At 66.2% G+C, this 17,097-nt stretch carries 17 protein-coding genes; 4 read left to right on the forward strand and 13 right to left on the reverse strand.

All coding sequences use genetic code 11. The annotated features are described in order from the left end of the window. Nucleotides 1–20: 20 nt before the first annotated feature. The 10 genes from AB4879_RS11070 to AB4879_RS11115 form a co-directional block, all read right to left on the reverse strand. On the reverse strand, nt 21–1,259 hold the full coding sequence (locus AB4879_RS11070; protein ID WP_370507624.1) for an amidohydrolase family protein: 1,239 nt from the start codon (nt 1,257–1,259) through the stop codon (nt 21–23). Then, complete coding sequence (locus AB4879_RS11075) at nt 1,256–2,455, reverse strand: acyl-CoA dehydrogenase family protein (protein ID WP_370507625.1); 1,200 nt, start codon at nt 2,453–2,455, stop codon at nt 1,256–1,258. Before AB4879_RS11075 ends, AB4879_RS11070 begins: the two co-directional genes overlap by 4 nt. Nucleotides 2,456–2,462: 7 nt before the next feature. Further along, the gene (locus tag AB4879_RS11080; protein ID WP_370507626.1) at nt 2,463–3,509 is read right to left on the reverse strand and encodes an acyl-CoA dehydrogenase family protein; all 1,047 of its coding nucleotides are present in this window, start codon (nt 3,507–3,509) and stop codon (nt 2,463–2,465) included. Next, entirely contained in the window at nt 3,510–4,337 is an 828-nt protein-coding gene (locus AB4879_RS11085) for an amidohydrolase family protein (protein ID WP_102808263.1), read from the reverse strand. It lies immediately after the preceding gene. Then, the gene (locus AB4879_RS11090) at nt 4,334–5,944 is read right to left on the reverse strand and encodes an acyl-CoA synthetase (protein ID WP_370507627.1); all 1,611 of its coding nucleotides are present in this window, start codon (nt 5,942–5,944) and stop codon (nt 4,334–4,336) included. The genes AB4879_RS11085 and AB4879_RS11090 overlap by 4 nt, the downstream gene beginning before the upstream one ends. Before the next feature lie 3 nt (nt 5,945–5,947). Continuing rightward, nucleotides 5,948–7,156: an amidohydrolase family protein gene (locus tag AB4879_RS11095; protein ID WP_370507628.1), complete on the reverse strand. Its 1,209-nt coding sequence runs from the start codon at nt 7,154–7,156 to the stop codon at nt 5,948–5,950. Between the two features lie 13 nt (nt 7,157–7,169). Then, nucleotides 7,170–8,012: an enoyl-CoA hydratase gene (locus AB4879_RS11100; RefSeq protein WP_370507629.1), complete on the reverse strand. Its 843-nt coding sequence runs from the start codon at nt 8,010–8,012 to the stop codon at nt 7,170–7,172. Nucleotides 8,013–8,090: 78 nt separating this feature from the next. Next, nucleotides 8,091–9,098 carry a dihydrodipicolinate synthase family protein gene (locus tag AB4879_RS11105; protein ID WP_370507630.1) on the reverse strand — a complete coding sequence of 336 codons (1,008 nt, stop codon included), beginning with the start codon at nt 9,096–9,098 and terminating at the stop codon, nt 8,091–8,093. 9 nt (nt 9,099–9,107) lie between these two features. After that, the gene (locus AB4879_RS11110) at nt 9,108–9,905 is read right to left on the reverse strand and encodes an SDR family NAD(P)-dependent oxidoreductase (protein ID WP_370507631.1); all 798 of its coding nucleotides are present in this window, start codon (nt 9,903–9,905) and stop codon (nt 9,108–9,110) included. 12 nt (nt 9,906–9,917) lie between these two features. Then, nucleotides 9,918–10,679 (reverse strand): crotonase/enoyl-CoA hydratase family protein, encoded by a 762-nt coding sequence (locus tag AB4879_RS11115; protein ID WP_370507632.1) that lies wholly within the window; start codon nt 10,677–10,679, stop codon nt 9,918–9,920. Nucleotides 10,680–10,842: 163 nt separating this feature from the next. Between AB4879_RS11115 and AB4879_RS11120 the strand changes: the two genes are divergently transcribed. Then, on the forward strand, nt 10,843–11,580 hold the full coding sequence (locus AB4879_RS11120) for a TetR/AcrR family transcriptional regulator (RefSeq protein ID WP_370507633.1): 738 nt from the start codon (nt 10,843–10,845) through the stop codon (nt 11,578–11,580). Between the two features lie 69 nt (nt 11,581–11,649). Here the strand turns inward: AB4879_RS11120 and AB4879_RS11125 are convergent, their stop codons facing one another. The 3 genes from AB4879_RS11125 to AB4879_RS11135 all read right to left on the reverse strand — a co-directional run bounded on the left by AB4879_RS11125 (nt 11,650) and on the right by AB4879_RS11135 (nt 14,560). Then, nucleotides 11,650–12,825 (reverse strand): thiolase family protein, encoded by a 1,176-nt coding sequence (locus AB4879_RS11125; RefSeq protein WP_370507634.1) that lies wholly within the window; start codon nt 12,823–12,825, stop codon nt 11,650–11,652. A 72-nt stretch (nt 12,826–12,897) separates the two neighbouring features. Further along, complete coding sequence (locus AB4879_RS11130) at nt 12,898–13,776, reverse strand: enoyl-CoA hydratase/isomerase family protein (protein ID WP_370507635.1); 879 nt, start codon at nt 13,774–13,776, stop codon at nt 12,898–12,900. A gap of 10 nt (nt 13,777–13,786) precedes the next feature. Further along, nucleotides 13,787–14,560 (reverse strand): FadR/GntR family transcriptional regulator, encoded by a 774-nt coding sequence (locus tag AB4879_RS11135; RefSeq protein ID WP_370507636.1) that lies wholly within the window; start codon nt 14,558–14,560, stop codon nt 13,787–13,789. Between the two features lie 90 nt (nt 14,561–14,650). Between AB4879_RS11135 and AB4879_RS11140 the strand changes: the two genes are divergently transcribed. From AB4879_RS11140 to AB4879_RS11150, 3 genes are read left to right on the forward strand one after another with little or no spacing between them, the layout of a single operon-like run. Further along, complete coding sequence (locus tag AB4879_RS11140) at nt 14,651–15,463, forward strand: enoyl-CoA hydratase/isomerase family protein (protein ID WP_370507637.1); 813 nt, start codon at nt 14,651–14,653, stop codon at nt 15,461–15,463. Between the two features lie 17 nt (nt 15,464–15,480). Continuing rightward, nucleotides 15,481–16,293, forward strand: a complete 813-nt coding sequence (locus tag AB4879_RS11145; protein ID WP_370507638.1) for an enoyl-CoA hydratase/isomerase family protein — start codon at nt 15,481–15,483, stop codon at nt 16,291–16,293. Beyond that, nucleotides 16,278–17,075 carry an enoyl-CoA hydratase/isomerase family protein gene (locus tag AB4879_RS11150; RefSeq protein WP_370507639.1) on the forward strand — a complete coding sequence of 266 codons (798 nt, stop codon included), beginning with the start codon at nt 16,278–16,280 and terminating at the stop codon, nt 17,073–17,075. Before AB4879_RS11145 ends, AB4879_RS11150 begins: the two co-directional genes overlap by 16 nt. The last annotated feature ends 22 nt before the right edge of the window (nt 17,076–17,097 follow it).

The raw sequence follows: 17,097 nt of genomic DNA on the forward strand, positions 1-17,097 counted from the left end.
GGCTCACGGCAGTGGGGGCGCTAGGACGGCACGGCCAGCTCCGGCGGGTTGACGGCGGCGGGGTCCGGGTTGGCCAGCGGCAGACCCATGAACCGGCGGGCGTTGTCACCCATGAAGTCGTAGGTTCGGCGTTCGTCCATGCCTTCGGCGTACTTCCAGAACCCGCGCGGCTCGGCCAGTCCCTCCGGGTGCGGGTAGTCCGACCCGAACAGCACCTTGTCCCAGCCGACGGTGTTCACCACATCCGAGACGCTGCCCTCCCAGAACGGGCTGACCCAGATGTTGCGCCGGAACACGTCGTGCGGGTGCTCGGGGAAGTTCTGCGGCATCTTCTTGTACAGGTCGTCGAAGTCGTTGAACAGCGGGACGATCCATGAGCTGCCGTTCTCGACGCTGGCGATCCGCAGGTTCGGGAACCGGGTCAGCGTGCCGTGACAGATCAGGCTGGTGATCATGTCGGCGATCTCGCGGTGGCCCAGCACCATCCACCGGAACGCACTCATCGCCATGAAGTTCTGGGTGTGCGGCGGCTCCCACTTACCGACGTACTCGTCGAGCGGCGGGTAACTCGCGTGCAGCACGATCGGCAGGCCGGCCGCCTCGACGTCGCGCCAGAACGGATCGAACTCCGGCAGGGCCGGTGAGCGCCACCCGTGCACACCGCGAACCGGACCCGGCTTGATCAACGCAACCTTGGCCCCGGCGGACAGCAGGTACTCGAGTTCGCATTGCGCACCGTCGACTTCGGAGAGGTTGATGATCGGCGTGGAGAACACCCGGTTCTCGTACGCAAAGCCCCAGTGCTCGGCCATCCACTGATTGAGCGCATGGATGATCGCCAGCGTCAGCTCGGGGTCGTCGGCCGACGAGTGCTCGACGAGGCTGGCCAGCGTCGGATAGTTCAGCGCCTCGACGACACCCTGACGGTCGAGTTCGGCGATCCGGTCCGCCGGATTTCTGGTGGCAGCCGGCGCTTCGATTGCGGGGCCTTGCATTTCGCGCAGCGTCAGGCCTTCGGTGTTCTCGCCTGCGAAGAACTTCTCGTGCGCGCCGGGGGCGGCGACCCGTTCGAACGTCGGGTTCGGGATGAAGTCACTGACGCGGGAGTTGATCACCAGCCTGGTCTGCTTGCCCATTTGCGCGTACTGCACCGCATAGCGATAGCGCTCAGGCAGGTACCGGGTGAGCGCCTCGGGTGTCTCGTACATGTGCTGATCGGCGTCGAAGATCGGTACGTCGCGCCGCTGCGCTCCGGTCATGACACCTTCTTCGGTGCAGGTGCATACGCGGGCTTGCCCAGCCCCAGCACGTATTGGCCGATCATGTTGCGGAAGACCTCCAGCGTGCCGCCGTAGATTCCGGACAGCGGCGCGAAGCGGTACACGTACTCCGACGCCCCGTCGTCGGCAGCGCCGTCGGTCTCCACCGGGAGTGCCGCCGCGGCACCGAGAATGTCCATCAGGTCAGGTGAGATATCGCGCATGGTCTGTGCGATCGCAACCCGGCCGTAGAGACTCGGCGAACTCAGGGCGGCCTCCATCCGGGCCGCGCTACGCCCCAGTCGGTACGACACCGCACCGTCGTCGACCGCACGCCGCCCGTTGGGGTCGGACCGGCCGACGGCGGCGGCCGCCTTGTCGACTGCGGTGGCCATGAAGTTCGCCTGGTGCATCATGATCGACACATCCGCCAGGCCGTCGGCGGCGGCGGCCACCGCCCCGTGCTCGACGTTGAGCGGTTCGCGCAGGACCGTCCAGCCGCCGTTGACCTCGCCGAGGCGGTACTTGTCGTCGACCCGGACGTCGCTGTAATAGACGATGTTCGTCCGGTCACCGTCGACGGTGCGCAGACCCTGGATCTCGATGCCGGGCAGGTCAAGCGGAACGAGAAACATGGTGAGGCTCTTGTGCTTCGGCGCATCGGGATCGGTGTTGGTGATCAGGAAGACGTACTGGCAGTTGTGCGCACCGGTGGTGAACATCTTGGAGCCAGTTATGATCCAGCTCGACCCATCCGCTTCCCGAACCGCGCGGGTTTTGCAGGTGGCGACATCCGAACCGCCCTCGGGCTCGGTATAGCCCAGACACAGCCGGACGTGCCCGCTGAAAACCCCTGGCAAGACTTCGGCTTTGAGTTCCTCGGAGCCGAACGTGTCGACCGACCGTGCCACCATCGACGTGGTCCCCCAGGTCACCCACGGGACCGCGAACCGGCGCTTCTCCAGTTCCCAGATCCGGCGGCGAACCCGAGTGAAGCCGCCCTCGGATTCTGCTTTCCACTCGGCCTCGAGGTATCCGGCCGCGCCCAGTGCCAGGTGCACACCCTCGTGGAAGTTGTCGCCGGTCTCCCGGTCGTGCCGGATCACCTCGTCGGTGATGTGGGTTGTCAGGAAGTCACGGACCTCGTCGAGGAACCGTTGGTCCTCGCCGGTCAGCTCTACGCGTGAGAAATCCATGACTGCCCTATGCGGTTTCGCGGTCTGCCAGCAGGCGCCCGATCTGCTTGGCGCTTGCGCCGGGATCACCACCGGCCAGCGGCCAGCCCCTGGCCCGCACCAGGTACGCGGTCGCGGCCGCCTCCGAGGACACCCCGAGGCCACCCTGGATGTGCACGGCCATCGTCGCCGCCTTGGCCGCCTCTTCGGCCATGAACACGAACGCCGACGGCGCCAACTCGGGACGCGCGTGCGGCTCGTTGTCGAGGAACCATGCGGCGCGGCGGGCCAGGTTGCGGCCGCCTTCGACGGTGATCACCATGTTGGCCAACGGGTGCGAGATGGCCTGCAGCGTGGCGATCGGGACGCCCAGGGTGTAGCGAGACTTGGCGAACTCGGCGGCGATGGTCATGGTCTCCTCGACCAAGCCGACAAGCGCGGATGCCGTCAACAGCCGCCATTCATCCAGCGCCCGAGCATATTCGGCGAGCGCGGCCGGCCCACTGCCCAGCACCGTGCGGCTGTCGGCGGCCGCCGGATCGACCCAGGCCATCGGGAGCCGGCCGATGTTGTCGACTTTGGCCGGACGCGTACCGAACGAGAGGAGAACGACGTCTTCACCTTGTGCGCCGTCCCGGATGATGATGTGGTCGGCGATCGACCCGGTCGGGATGAGCCGCACCCCCGAGGAACTGTCCAGCGAGGCGTCCAGGCCGACGATCTGGGTGCCGCTCATCACCTCATCGGTAAGCGCGCCCAAGCCGGCCAGCAGACGGGCAGCGCAGACGTGGTCGATCCACGGCACCGGCGCGATGTATCGCCCGAGTTCCTCGGCCACCAAGGTCAGGTCCACCAGCGTGGCACCGTCGCCACCGGCCAATTCCGGGACGGCCATGGTCGTTGCGCCCATGGCGCACAACCGTTCCCACAGACTCTTGTCGAAGCCGGTGGCCTCGGCGGCACGCACCGTCTCGATCGTGCTGTGGGTTTTGAAGAACTGCCGATAGGCGGTCTGCAGATCGGTGTGGTCCTCGGAGAGGCTGTAGTCGAGCCTGCGCAGTTCGTAGCGGTCCATTCAGCGCTCCCTGAAGAAGAAATCGTTGGCATTGTTGTACAGATAGTTGTCGAGGACTTCCGGCGGTAACTCCAGCGCCTCGGCTTCCGGTACCACGCGGTGCATTCTGAGCACCGGCCAGTCGGAGCCGAACATCACCTTGTTCGGTCCGCGGGTGCGCATGTAGTGAAGTAAGCTGTCCGGCAATCGTTTCGGTGACCACGCCGAGGTCATCAGCCGCAAATTCTCGTACTTGATCATCAACCGGATTGCGACGTCCCACCAGGGGTCGGCGCCGTGGATCATGCACAGCCGCAATTCCGGGAACCGCACACACACCCGGTCCAGATGGATCGGATTCTGCACCTCACCGGGAATCGGCGGGCCGGGCAGTCCGGTATTCAGACACAGCGGCAGCTCCAGCTCCGCGCACTTGGTGTACAGCGGGTAGTAGACGGCGTCGCTGGGCGGATACTGCGCGTCACCCCAGAAGCTCGGCCCCACAGCGGCATACACAACAGGCAGGTCGGCGACGACCGCGGTCAGCTCCCGCAAGGTGGGCATCGGCCTGAGCAGGTTGAAGCCCCCCATCGCCAGTGCGAAGCGGTCCGGGCGCGTTTCGGCGAACTTGCGCGCGGTGACGGACGGCTTGACGATGTTGTCCATCAGGACGGCCTTCTGCACACCCTGGGTGTCCATCTCGTCGAGCAACTCGGCCATGTCCACCGGGGCGAACATCGACTGCGGACCCTTGAAATAGTCGTCACGGACCTTGAGCATCCAGCCCGGCTGCTGCTCGGCCTCACCGAAGTGGACGTTGACCAGACCGTCTATCACCTTGCGTGTCATGACAGCGAAACCTTGCTGTTGGCAGTCTCTTTGGCCCATCGATAATCGGCCTTGCCGTTGCCCAGGCGCCTGACCTGGTCGACGACGATGAACTCCTTTGGCGCCTTGTAGCGCGCGAGCTGCGATGTGCAGTGCTCGTGCAGTGCGTCGTGTGCCACGTCAGCACGCAGCGCGATCAACGCGACGAGCTCCTGACCCCACCGGTCGCTGGGCCGTCCCACCACCAGGGCATCGGCGACCTCGGGGTGCGCGCGCAGCACCTCTTCGACTTCCTCGACGAAGACCTTCTCCCCGCCGGTGTTGACCACCAGTGAGTCCCGGCCGAACAGGCGCAGCGTTCCGTCCGGCGCCAGCGAGCCGCGGTCCCCGGAGATCACCACCCGAGCTCCGTCGACCTCGGGGAAAGTCTTGCGGGTGGCCTCGGCGTCGTCGAAGTAACCCAGGGGGATCCGGCCCGCGCGGGCCACCCAGCCGACCTCGTCTTCGCCGGCGTCGAGGAAACGGCTGTAGTCCTCAGCGAGAACCAATGCGCCGTCGCGCAATTCGAAGGTGTCCTTGTGGTCGCCGCGCATGCTGCGCCCGAACCCGACGTTTCCGGTTTCCGACGATCCGTAGCCGTTGATCAGGATGATGTCGGGCAGCAGCTCCAGCAGGGCATGCTGGTGCTTGAGGTTGGTCGCCGCTCCCCCGGTCGCCAACGCGAACAACGAGGACAGGTCGTAGTCGCCGCTGCGCAGTTCCTCGACCAGGGGGGCGGCGTATGCGTCGCCGACCATCGTCATCATGCCGACCTTGTGCCGCTGAGCGGTCGACAGCACCCGTTGCGGATCGAACTTCGGGGAGTCGTAGAGCACCACGGTCTGACCGTTCAGCACGCCGGCGAACGCCGTCCACATCCCGGCCGCGTGCATCAGCGGTGACACCGCGAACCACGGCGCACCGGGCGTGCCGAGTTTGTCGTGGATTTCGCCGACCGACTCGTGATCGGCACCGTTCATCGAGATGGCATAGGTGTCGGCTTGCCGCCACATCACCCCTTTCGGCCGGCCCGTGGTGCCGCCCGTGCAGATCATCAGCACATCGTCTGGGGAGGGGGTGATGTCGGCGTCCTGATCCCCCTGCGCCAGAGCATCATTCAAGTCGATCGCGCCGGGCAGGTTGGGCCCTTCACTGCCGTCGTCGATCGAGATCAGCAGCTCGGCGCTCTCCGGAGGCAGCACGTCGGCGAACTTGGCGCCCAGCGAGCGGTGGTAGATCACGCCGCGGGGCTTGACGTAGTCCAGTAGCTCGGCGACTTCGCGTGGGGTGTAGTGGTGGTTGACATTGACGGGTACGACCCGGCCTTTGAGACAGCCGATGACCATGTCCGGGTAGAGGTCGTTGTGCATGATCAGCGCGACCCGGTCCTGGCCGCACTCCCAGTTCTGCAGGGCGGACCGTTCGCGGTGCGCGCCGAATCCCCTGCCTGCCAAAAAGTTCGCCAGGCGGCGCGTGCGGTCGGCCGTGTCGGCGAAGGTGCTGGTGCGCTCGCCGCAGATCGTCATCGGCCGGTCTGGAATGACCTCGGCAATCGCGTCGAGCACCGCGCCGATCGTCCATTCGGGCACGACTCAGACCGCCGACGACACGGAGACACCGAGCAAGTCGAGTGCGTTGTCCCGCATCACCTTCCGGGTGTCTTCGGCACTGAACTCCGGGAACTGCGGGATGTCGGCGGTGAAGCTCATCGGATCGGCCAGCCCTTCGCCGTGCGGCCAGTCCGAGCCGAAGAGGATCTTCTCGACACCGATCGTGTCAGCCAACAGTTTCACGTCGTCCTCGTAGTACGGGGCGATCCAGACGTTGTTCGTCAACTGCGCGACGGGGTCTTCCTTGAAGTGGTAGGGCGCGGTGTTGGCGGCTTTCTTCAGCCGCTTGATCAAGCGGTAGACGAAGTAGGAGCCGTTCTCGATGCTCGCCACCTTGAGCTTGGGGTGCCGGGTGAAGACCTGGTGCACGATCATCGACGCCATCGAGTCGTGGATGGCGCGGTCGTCGAGCAGCACGTTGTCGAGCGGATCCCGCTTACCGAACCCTTCGAAGGTCCCGGTGCCACCCCACAGCGCCGAAATCGCCAGGTAGCCACTGTCGGACAGGTGGAACACCACCGGCACGCCGGCTTCGGCGAGCCGGGCCCACACCGGGTCGTGCAGCGGATCGCCGAGCGAGCGCGGCTTGACCCGGCCCGGCACCGGCGCCGGCCGCACGCAGACGATCTTGGCGCCTCGGCCGAGCACGAACTCGACCTCGGCCACCGCGGCGTCCGGGTCGGCCAGCGAGATGATCGGCGCCGAGAGGAACCGATGGTCGGGCCGGTCGAAGCCCCAGTCCTCGTCGAGCCACAGGTTGAAGGCATGCACCGAGGCCATCGTCGCCTCGATGTCGCGCTTGAGCGCTTCTTCGACCCCGCACGCGAACGTCGGCAGCATGAATACGGTTTCGAGGTTTTGCTTGTCCAGGATCTTCACCCGCGCGTCCCGGTTCTGGTACTCGGGGTGATCGGCCAACCGGTCCACCTTCATCAGCGACCCCGGATCGACGCCGTCGGGGATCTCACCACGGAACAGCAAGTCCAGGCAGCCCGGCTCGATGATCGGGTCGAATGTCGGGTTCGGGATGAACTGGTTGACGACGCCACCCATGACGGCGAAGGTGCGCTTGCCCTCGGTGAGCATCTGCACGCCACGGCGCTTGAACTCCTTGGGCAGATGCCGGGTGAACGAATCGGTCGGCTCGTAATAGTGGTTGTCGACGTCAATCGCCTGGTAGTCCAGAGTCATCGGTGTCGTCCTCTCACGTCAGGGGCGGGAAGTTCGGCGGCCGCTTCTCGAAGAACGCGGTGATGCCCTCGATGAAATCGGGGCGTTGCATGGATTCGTGCATCAGCGCCTCGGCCCGACCGCTGGCGTCGGCGGCCTCGCGCAGCGCGTCGCCGTAAACCTGACGCTTGATCACGGCCAGTGAACTCGGCGCGCAGTTGGCCGCGATGTCTTCCGCGTATTCGATTGCGCGGCCGAGCAACTCGTCGGGTGCGACGACTTCTTTGACCATGCCGAGTTCGAACGCCTCCTCGGCGTAGAACACCCGGCCGCTCATCAGCAGATCGAGCGCCGCACCCCAGCCGACCACTTTGGGCAGGATCCACGAGATTCCGTACTCGGCGATCAGCCCGCGGCGGACGAACGAGGTGGTGAATTTCGCCCCGGCAGCGGCGAATCGGATATCGCACATCAGCGCCTGGGTCAGCCCGATGCCGGCGCAGGCACCGTTGATCGCGGCGATGACCGGCTTGCGCACGGTCGTGACGAACAGCGGGTGCCGCTCCCCCACCATCTTGGTCAGGTCGGCTTCGCCGGCGGTGTCGACGCTGGCCGAACTGATCGACGACAGGTCGCCCATGTCGGCCCCGGCGCAGAACGCCCGCCCGCTGCCCGTGACGACGATCGCGCGGACATCGGGGTCGGCGTCGGCGGCGTCCATGCCCGCGTAGAACCCGGCGGCCAGCCCACCGCCCCAGCCGTTCATCCGCTCCGGACGGTTGAACGTCAGGACCGCGACCCCGCTGTCGAGAACCTCGTACAGAACCGGCTCGGCCGCAGCGGAATTCGCGGTGAGATCAGCGTGGGTGTCGGTCACCTACCGGTACCTCCAAGAATGGCGCGCCAACATGCGAATACGTCCATACTGTACACCTATCGGTATCACCTTCCGCAATCAGTGTTCGAGCAGACCGAGCCGCTGGTAGGCCTGCTCGATCTGAGCCTTTCCAGCCTCGGGCAATTCGGTCTGCGGCGGGCGCGAATGGGGATAGTCGCCGATCGGCAATCCGAGCAGCGAGGCGGCGTACTTGAAGGCACTTCCCCAGTGCGTGAAGTAGTCGGGACGGCCCGGGTAACAGGTGAACCAGTTGCCCATGTCGATGCCGAACTGGTCGAGCCCGGACTTCTCGGCGTAGTCCATCGCCTCGACGAGTTTGTCGGCCCACACCAGCTCCCAGAATTCGGAGATGATCGGCCGCTGCGGGGTCTCGTGCAGATAGCCCGCGGTGCCCAGCTGCGCGGGACCGACGATGCCTGCCCGCAACCAGCCCGCGCGGTAGACGGTCAGATCGCATTCCCAGATCACCAGACCCGGTGCCAGCTCGTGCAACAGCCGGCTGCTGCCCGGGCGGAACGCGCCTTCCTTCGTCGCGCACACCGCGGGAATCTCGGCGTAGATGCGCGCCCCCTCCGCCGGCGTCAGCACATAGCCCGACGACGGCGAGTTGAACATTCCCAGTGCGATATCGGTGCGATCGGCGATGTATCTGAAGAACCGTAGAACGCCCGCTCCCCCGTGGGTCTCCATCATCGGCGTCTGGATGTAGACGATGTCTGCACCGGCTTCCTGGGCATGCCGAGTGAGCTCCAGACAGTCCTTGGCAGCCGTCGCCGCGGTGCAGGCTTGGATGACGACGCCGGGGTTGACCCGGCGGCCCTCCTCGATGGCGATCTCCAGCAACCGCTTTCGCTCGTCGAGGGTCAGCGACCAGAATTCGGCGATACCGCTGGTGCACCACAGCATCGGGTGCCGCAGCTCACCGACGCAGTAGCGCACCAGTGTCCGGTAGGCGTCCCAGTCGATGTCGTCACCGTCGCTTCCGGAGAACGGGGTGTACAGACTGTTGCCGATCCCGCGCAGCTCTGTGCGTGCCCAGTCCCGGGCCTCCAGCGCTCTGGCCATCACTGCTCCTCAGGTGAAATCGCTTCCGCCATCGACGTTGACGTTGGCCCCGGTCATGTACGAATTGCGTCTCGACGCCAAAAAGGCGACCACGGGCCCGATCTCGTCAGGCAGCCCAGCCCGCGGCAGATGGGCCGGATGGCCGAAATGCTCCTCGATGGCGGCCATCAGCGCATAGGGGTCGGAGCCGTCGACGCCGACGGATCCGGCCCAGCCGGTGAGCGCCTCGGACGCGATGCTGCCCGGCGAGACGACGTTGACCAGGATCTCGTCGCGGGCAAGATGCAGCGACAAATTCTTGGAGACGCTGGTGACCATTGCCTTGGCCGCGGTGTAGGCCGCCAGTCGCGCGCTTTGCCGCTGCGTCGACTGGGCGGCGAAGTTGACGATGCGCGCCCAGTCCGCGGCCCGCAGCAGCGGCAGCGCGGCACGCACACAGCGCACCATGCCCATCGCGCCCTCGTCGATCGCAGTGCGCCACTGCGCGTCGGTCAGATCGTCGAAAGTGCCTTGCACACTTGGCCCTACCGCGTTGATCAGAATGTTGAGCTGTCCGCCCCAGCGCTCACCGATGTGATCGAACGCGCGCTGAACCTGTGCATCGTCGCCGGTGTCGGCCACCACTGCCAGCGCATCCGGGCTGCCCCGCGCGCTCAGCTCGTGGGCTGCCGTGTCGAGGACCGCCGCGGTGCGGCCGATCAGCGCGATCCGCGCACCGTCGTCGGCCAGACACCGTGCGGCAGCCAAACCCATTCCGCGGCCGCCACCGACCACGACGGCGGTGGCGTCAGCGAGCCCGAGATCCACGGCCCGCCGGCTTTACGTCCCGGTCCAATTCGGCGCCCGCTTCTCGGCGAACGCGACCGCACCTTCGCGGGCGTCGTTGGAGGAGAACACCGGAATGATCAGTTCCATCTGCTTCTTCCACATCTCCGCCTGGCTCCAGTCGGCGGATTGCAGCAGCACATCCTTGGTCGCGGCGACGGCCAGCGGCCCGTTGGCGCTGATCTTCCCAGCCAGCTCGAGAGCCCCGGCCAGCGCCTCGCCCGGTTCGGTGAGGACGTTGACGAAGCCCCATGCCTCGCCCTGCTCGGCGGTGAACGTCTCGCCGGTCAGCGCCAGCTCGAACGCCTTCTGATACGGGATGCGGTGCGGCAGCCGCAGCAGTCCGCCGCCGGCCGCCACCAGACCACGTTTGACCTCGGGGATACCGAACCTGGCCGTCGTGGACGCGACCACCAGGTCGGTGCCCAGGACCACCTCGGTCCCGCCGGCCACCGCGTAGCCCTCGACCGCGGCGATCAACGGCTTGCGCGGCGGACGCTCGGTGAAGCCGATCCCCCGACCGGGGATGGCCACGGCCTCGCCGGCCGCGAATGCCTTGAGGTCCATCCCGGAGCAGAAGTTGCCGCCCGCGCCGGTGACCACCCCGACGGTCAGGTCGGGGTCGCTGTCGAGCTCGTCGACCGCGTCGGCAAGTCCTTGGCTCACAGCGAGATTCACCGCATTGCGGGCCTCGGGGCGGTTGATCGTGATGACCAGTATCCGACCTTGGCGTTCCCGCAGAACTGCGTCCGACACCGGCGGCTCCTCCATATTGGTTCGCTGGTATCGGTAAAACCTACTATAGGCTTTACAGTAACGGGAAGAGACCGACGGATCCGGAGCGGGGACGAGGCTTCACACACCACTTTCGGGGTAAGGTTTCCACCCGCTGATTCTCGAACGGAAGGGTGGACCTGCAGTGGCCAAGCCAGCGACCGCCGCCAAGCGGCCCCGGCGCGAGCGTGGGTCGATCAATCCCGACGACATCATCGCGGGCGCCTTCGAACTCGCCGAGCAGGTGTCGATCGACAACCTGAGCATGCCCCTGCTGGGCAAGCACCTCGGCGTCGGAGTCACCAGTATCTATTGGTACTTCCGCAAGAAGGACGACCTGCTCAACGCGATGACCGACCGCGCACTGGGCCAGTACGTGTTCGCCACGCCGTACGTGGAGGCCGCCGACTGGCGCGAGACACTGGCCAACCATGCACGGGCGATGCGAAAGACGTTCATGGGCAACCCGATCCTGTGCGATCTGATCCTGATCCGCTCGGCGCTGAGTCCCCGCGCGGTACGGGCCGGCGAGCAAGAGGTCGAAAAGGCGATCACGAGTCTGGTCGAGGCCGGCCTATCCGCGGAAGACGCGTTCGACACCTACTCCGCGGTGTCGGTGCATGTTCGCGGTTCGGTTGTGCTGCACCGACTTTACGAGAAGAACCGGGCTGCCGGCGAGGATGCCCACCAGCTCGAGGACGCGATCATCGGCACCGCCGAGAGCACCCCGCTGCTGGCCCGAGTCAGCGCCGAGGGGCACCGGATCGGCGGCGCCGACGAGCGTAACTTCGAGTTCGGCCTCGAGTGCATCCTCGACCACGCGGCCGCGCTCATCGAGGCGGGCTCGAAATCCGCACCGCCGAAGTCTCGGCGAAAGGGCTAGCCGTCCGCCGAGCGTGACCCCAGAGTCACCGTCGGCGCCGAGCGTGACTCTGGTGTGACGCTAGGGGTATCAGACCTCGATGACGACCGCGCCGCCCTGACCGCCGCCCGCGCACATCGCCGCGACGCCGATGCCGCCGCCGCGACGGCGCAGCTCATAGATCAGCGTGGTGATCATCCGGGCGCCGGACGCCGCGATCGGGTGGCCGAGGCTGCAACCGCTGCCGGAGAAGTTCACCAGTTCCTCGTCGATGCCGTACTCCTTGCAGGCCGCGATCGGGACCGAGGCGAAGGCCTCGTTGATCTCCCACAGCGCCACATCAGACGGCGTGAGGCCGGCCCGGTCGAGCACCTTGCCGATCGCCGCGACCGCGCCGAGGCCGGTGTCGCGAGCGGGCACGCCGGCAGCTCCCCACGCCTTGACCGTGGCCATGACCTCGAGCCCGTTGGAACTCGCGTAGTCGCGGTCGGTCAGGGTGACGGCGGCAGCCGCGTCGTTGGTGCCGCTGCTGTTGCCTGCGGTGATCGAGAAGCCCTCGATCTCCGGGTGCAGCACCTTCAGGCCGGCCAGCTTCTCGACGGTGGTGTCACGGCGCGGGTGCTCGTCGACGGCGAACTCGGTGACCGAGCCGTCGAACTGCTCCACCTTCAGCGGGATGATCTCGTCGGCGAACTTGCCGGCATCCTGGGCGGCGACAGCACGCTGGTGGCTGCGCGCGGCCCATTCGTCGAGCTGCTGGCGGCTGATGCCGTAGGACTGCGCGGTGTTCCAGCCGACCGTGATCGACATGTCGCGGGCCGGGGCATCCGGGGTCTCGACATGGATCGGGGGCAGCCAGCGCTCCTCGAACTTCAGTTCCGGGCCGGGGATGCGCTGGTTCATCAGCGGCGTCATCGACAGCGACTGCACACCACCGGCGACGAGTACCTTCTCCATGCCGGAGCCGATCTGTGCCGAGGCGTTGCCGATGGCGGTCAGGCTCCCCGCGCAGTGCCGGTTGACGGCCTGGCCCGGTACGTTCTCGAAGCCCGCGACCAGAGCGCAGTAACGGGCGAGATCGCCGCCGCCGTAATGCGATTCGGCGATGATGATGTCATCGATGGCGTTCGGGTCGACGCCTGCGCGGCGAACCACCTCGGGCAGCACGGCGCCCAGAAGCACTTCGGGCGGGGTGTTGACCAGCGTCCCCTTGAAGGAACGACCGATCGCGGTCCGGACGGCACCGACGATGACTGGTTCAGGCATGACGACCTCGCTTCGACGTTGAGACGTTACAAAAGTAGCAGAATGTGTATTGCCAGCGGTAAGTGGTACACGTCACTTTGGCTCAGGCACGTGGAAGTGTTGGTCACGCAGCCGGAACGCCTCTTTGGTGCCGACCTGCGCCCGGGTCTTGACGAAGTTGAACTCCCCAGGCGCGAACTGCAGGTTGGTGCCGTATGCGTGGAACAGATAGCTGGCCACTTCCTCCCCCTGGTAGGCCTGGCTCTGCTCGACCAGCCGGAAGGCTTCCTTGGCGATGACCACACCGTCGGCAGGCATCTTGGCCGCCTTCTCGGCCCAGTACCGGGCCCGCGCCGTCACCGACCCGGCGTCGCACGTCTCGGTGAAGACGCCGAGGTGCTCGACGTCGCCGGCGGTGATCGTGTCACCGGTCAGCAACAGCCGTCGGGCCAGCACCGGACCGAGCCGATGAAAGAACATGTGCAGGCTGCCGAGCGCAGGCCCGAGGAAGCGGGTGGCCGGCATCCCGATCTTGGTGTCACGGGCGATGACCGAGATGTCGGTCATCAACGCCATCTCGAAACCACCGCCGAGTGCGTAGCCGCTGATCTCACCGATCGTCACCTTCGGAAAGCCCATGAGGTTGTGGTAGAAGCCGAATGACTTGCGGTCCACCGTGAGTCGGCGGCGTTGACTGGGGCGGCGCCCGGAGGAGGAAGTCTGCTCCTCCGACTTATCGCCGTACCAGCCGTAGGCATTGTTCATGTTCGCGCCCGTGGAGAACACACCTTCGGCGCCGCGCAACAGCACGACTGTGATGTCGTCGTCCTCAGCGACGACATCCAGGTAGCGGCCGACGGTTTCGCGCATCGCCGCGTCGTAGGAGTTGCGCTGGGCGGGGTTGTTCAGCGTGATGGTCGCAATGCGCTTCTCGCGGTCCACCTCGAACAGCACACGGTTGTCGTCGGTCATGGTCGGTTCCTCACCTGGGGTCCGGATTCGAAATGAGCTTGGCCTCAATGGTTCTGTCCCGACCGAAGGCCAGGGTGTTGCGGCGAGCGGCGGCCAGATGATCCTGGGCAAGCCGGACCGCCCGCTCGGCGTTGCCGTCACGGATCGCGGCTAGCATGTTCTGATGGTCGCTGAGCGCAGCTCGCATGGTCTTGTGCCGCATCGGGTCCGGTTCATCGCTCCATACCGAGGACTCGTGAGCCGACCAGATCAGCTCGAGCGAGCCGATCAACAGAATCATCGGCTCGTTGCCGCATCGGGACACCAGAGCCTCGTGAAATCGACGGGCATTGGGAACGTACTGCGAGCTGTCATCGAACTGCTCTTCCTGACGGTCGATTTCGTCCTGCAGATACGGCACGACTTCGCTCATGCGGTCTTCTCGGGCCGCACACATCCCCGCACAGATCGGCTCCAGATGCATCAGCGCCCCGCTGACATCGGCCGGGGTGGACGAGCGTGACTGCAGCACCATGCTGATCATGTGGGCGGTGCGGTCAGCCGACGGCAGATGCACCACGGCACCGCCCATGTTGCCGCGCCGCACCGACACCAGACCGTCGACCTCGAGGATGTGAATCGCCTCGCGCAAAGCGGGTGGGCTGACGCCGAACTCGGTGAACAGGCTTTCCTGGGACGGCAGGACATCACCTTCCCGCAGTCGGCCGGAGAGAATGTCGTCACGCAGCCGCGACGCGACGATGTCGGCGACGCGGGGCTGGCGGATACGCGGAACGGCTGCCATCGACTCCCCTCGCCACACTATCCTTGCTATCTTGTACAAGATAGCACTACTGTTGGGCTATCCGTAAAGTCGCGAAGGGCGGAGTTTTCGGTGGGTGACGAGGCCCGATCGGCCGACGGTGTAGTGACGACATCACGTGATGGTTCGGTGCTGCACATCCTGCTCGACCGACCCGGTCGGCGTAATTCCCTGAGCCCCAGCATGATCGACTCCCTGAACAACGCACTGGTCGCCGCGTCCAGTGACGACGAGTTGCGCGCGGTGCATCTGAGCGGAGCCGGGTCGGACTTCTGCGCCGGTGTGGACTGGGTCGGCTCCAACAGTGGGGGGCAGCGCCCCCGCACCGGCGATCTGGTCCGCCGCGTCCCGCACACCGCGCACCGCGCCATCGAACTCATTCACACGCTGCACCTGCCGGTCGTGTGCACGGTCCGCGGCTGGGCCGCGGGCATGGGCTGCAGCCTGGCGCTGGCGGCCGACTTCACGGTGGCCGCCGCCGGCGCGGTGTTCTGGGAACCGTTCGTGGCCCGCGGCTTCAGCCCGGACTCCGGCGCGACGTGGCTGTTGCCCCGACTGGTGGGTGTCGCTCGCGCCAAGGAGATGCTGCTGCTCGGCGAGAAGATCGAGGCTGCGACCGCCGCGCAGTGGGGCCTGATCCACCGCAGCGTCGCGGATTCCGACCTCGAGGCCACCGTGGCCGCCCTGCTGGACCGGCTGGCGTCCGGTCCCACGGTCGCGATCGGCCTGGCCAAGCAGGCCATCAACCACAGCCAGCACGCCACCCTGAACCAGGCCATGACCCAGGAGTTGTTCAACCTCGAACTGTCCTGCCGGACATCAGACTTCAAAGAGGGCCTGGCGGCATTCCGGGAGAAACGCACACCCGGCTTCACCGGGCGATGAGAGATGAGGAACCACTGATGTCGGCACAGTCGTACGCCACCATCGGCTTCGAGGTCACCGGCCACACGGCAACGATTACGTTGAACCGGCCGGAGGCGCTCAACGCGCTGAGCCCGCACATGATCACCGAACTGCGCAGCGCCTACGACCGGGCGGAGAACGACGACAACATCTGGTTGTCGATCGTCACCGGCACGGGGCGCGCGTTCTGCACCGGAGCCGACGTCAAGGAGATTCCCGAAGACGGCAAGGTGATCGACGAGCGGCCCTACCTGTCCACCTACGACCAGTGGGAGGCGCCACAGGAAGGCACCCCGCCGTTCCGGCGGATGGCCAAGCCGGTGATCGTGGCGATCAACGGAATCTGTTGTGGCGCAGGCCTGGACTGGGTGACCACCGGCGACATCGTGATCGCCTCGGACCAGGCGACGTTTTTCGACCCGCACGTGTCGATCGGTTTGGTGGCGGGCCGCGAGATGGTACGGCTGGCCCGGGTGTTGCCGCGGACGGTGGCGTTGCGGATGGCGATGATGGGTAAGCATGAGCGCATGGATGCTGCCCGTGCCTATGAGCTCGGACTGATCACCGAGATCGTCGAACATGACCGGCTCCTCGAGCGGGCCCACGAAATCGCGGAGATCGTGACCCGCAATGCGCCGCTGGCGGTTCGCGGCACCCGCTTGGCGATCATCAAGGGACGGGAGATCCCGATGCACGAAGCCGAGATGCTCGCCGAGGCCTTCCGGGAGCGCAACCTGCACACCGAAGACTCGCTCGAAGGACCCCGGGCCTTCGTCGAGAAGCGCGCACCCGAATGGCACTGCCGATGACCGCCGCGTTCGAGACCATCCTGCTCGACTTCGACCGGATCGATCACGTCGCCACCATCACCCTGAACCGACCTGATCAGCTCAACGCGTTCAACCGCACCATGTGTGAAGAAGTTGCCGCCGCATGGCGAATCGTGAAGAACGACAACGCCATCCACGCGGTGGTGCTGCGCGCCGCCGGCGAACGGGCCTTCAGTGCGGGCTTGGACATCAAGACCCCGTACGGCCAGCCGCAGAATGTGTGGAACCACGAGGACCCGGGTGAGCTGCTCAGCCCGAAGTGGCAGAAGATGTGGAAGCCCGTCGTGTGTGCGGTGCACGGCATGTGCACGGCGGGGGCGTTCTACTTCGTCAACGAGTCCGACGTGGTGATCTGCTCCTCCGACGCCACGTTCTTCGACTCCCATGTCAGCGCCGGGCTGGTCTGTGCGCTCGAACCGATCGGCCTGATGCGCAAGATCGGGCTCGGCGAGTCGCTGCGAATCGCACTGATGGGCAATGACGAACGGGTCAGCGCTGATACCGCACTGCGCATCGGTCTGGTGTCCGAGGTCGTCGAGCCCGACGATCTCTGGTCGCGGGCCCACGAGATCGCCGCCACCATCGCCGCCAAGCCACCGTCGGCCACCCAGGGGACGGTCAAGGCGATCTGGGAGTCACTGGACAAGCCGTATCGCGCGGCCATGGAGCAGAACCTGATCTACACCCGGCTGGGCAACCCGCTGGGTCAGGCCGAGCTGGCCGAGCAGGAGAAGACCCGCATCGTTCCGAAGGTGCGGTGATGAGCGCTTGCGCGAAGAACAG

Origin of the sequence: Mycobacterium sp. SA01, assembly GCF_041287105.1 — a bacterium.
GTDB lineage: Bacteria > Actinomycetota > Actinomycetes > Mycobacteriales > Mycobacteriaceae > Mycobacterium.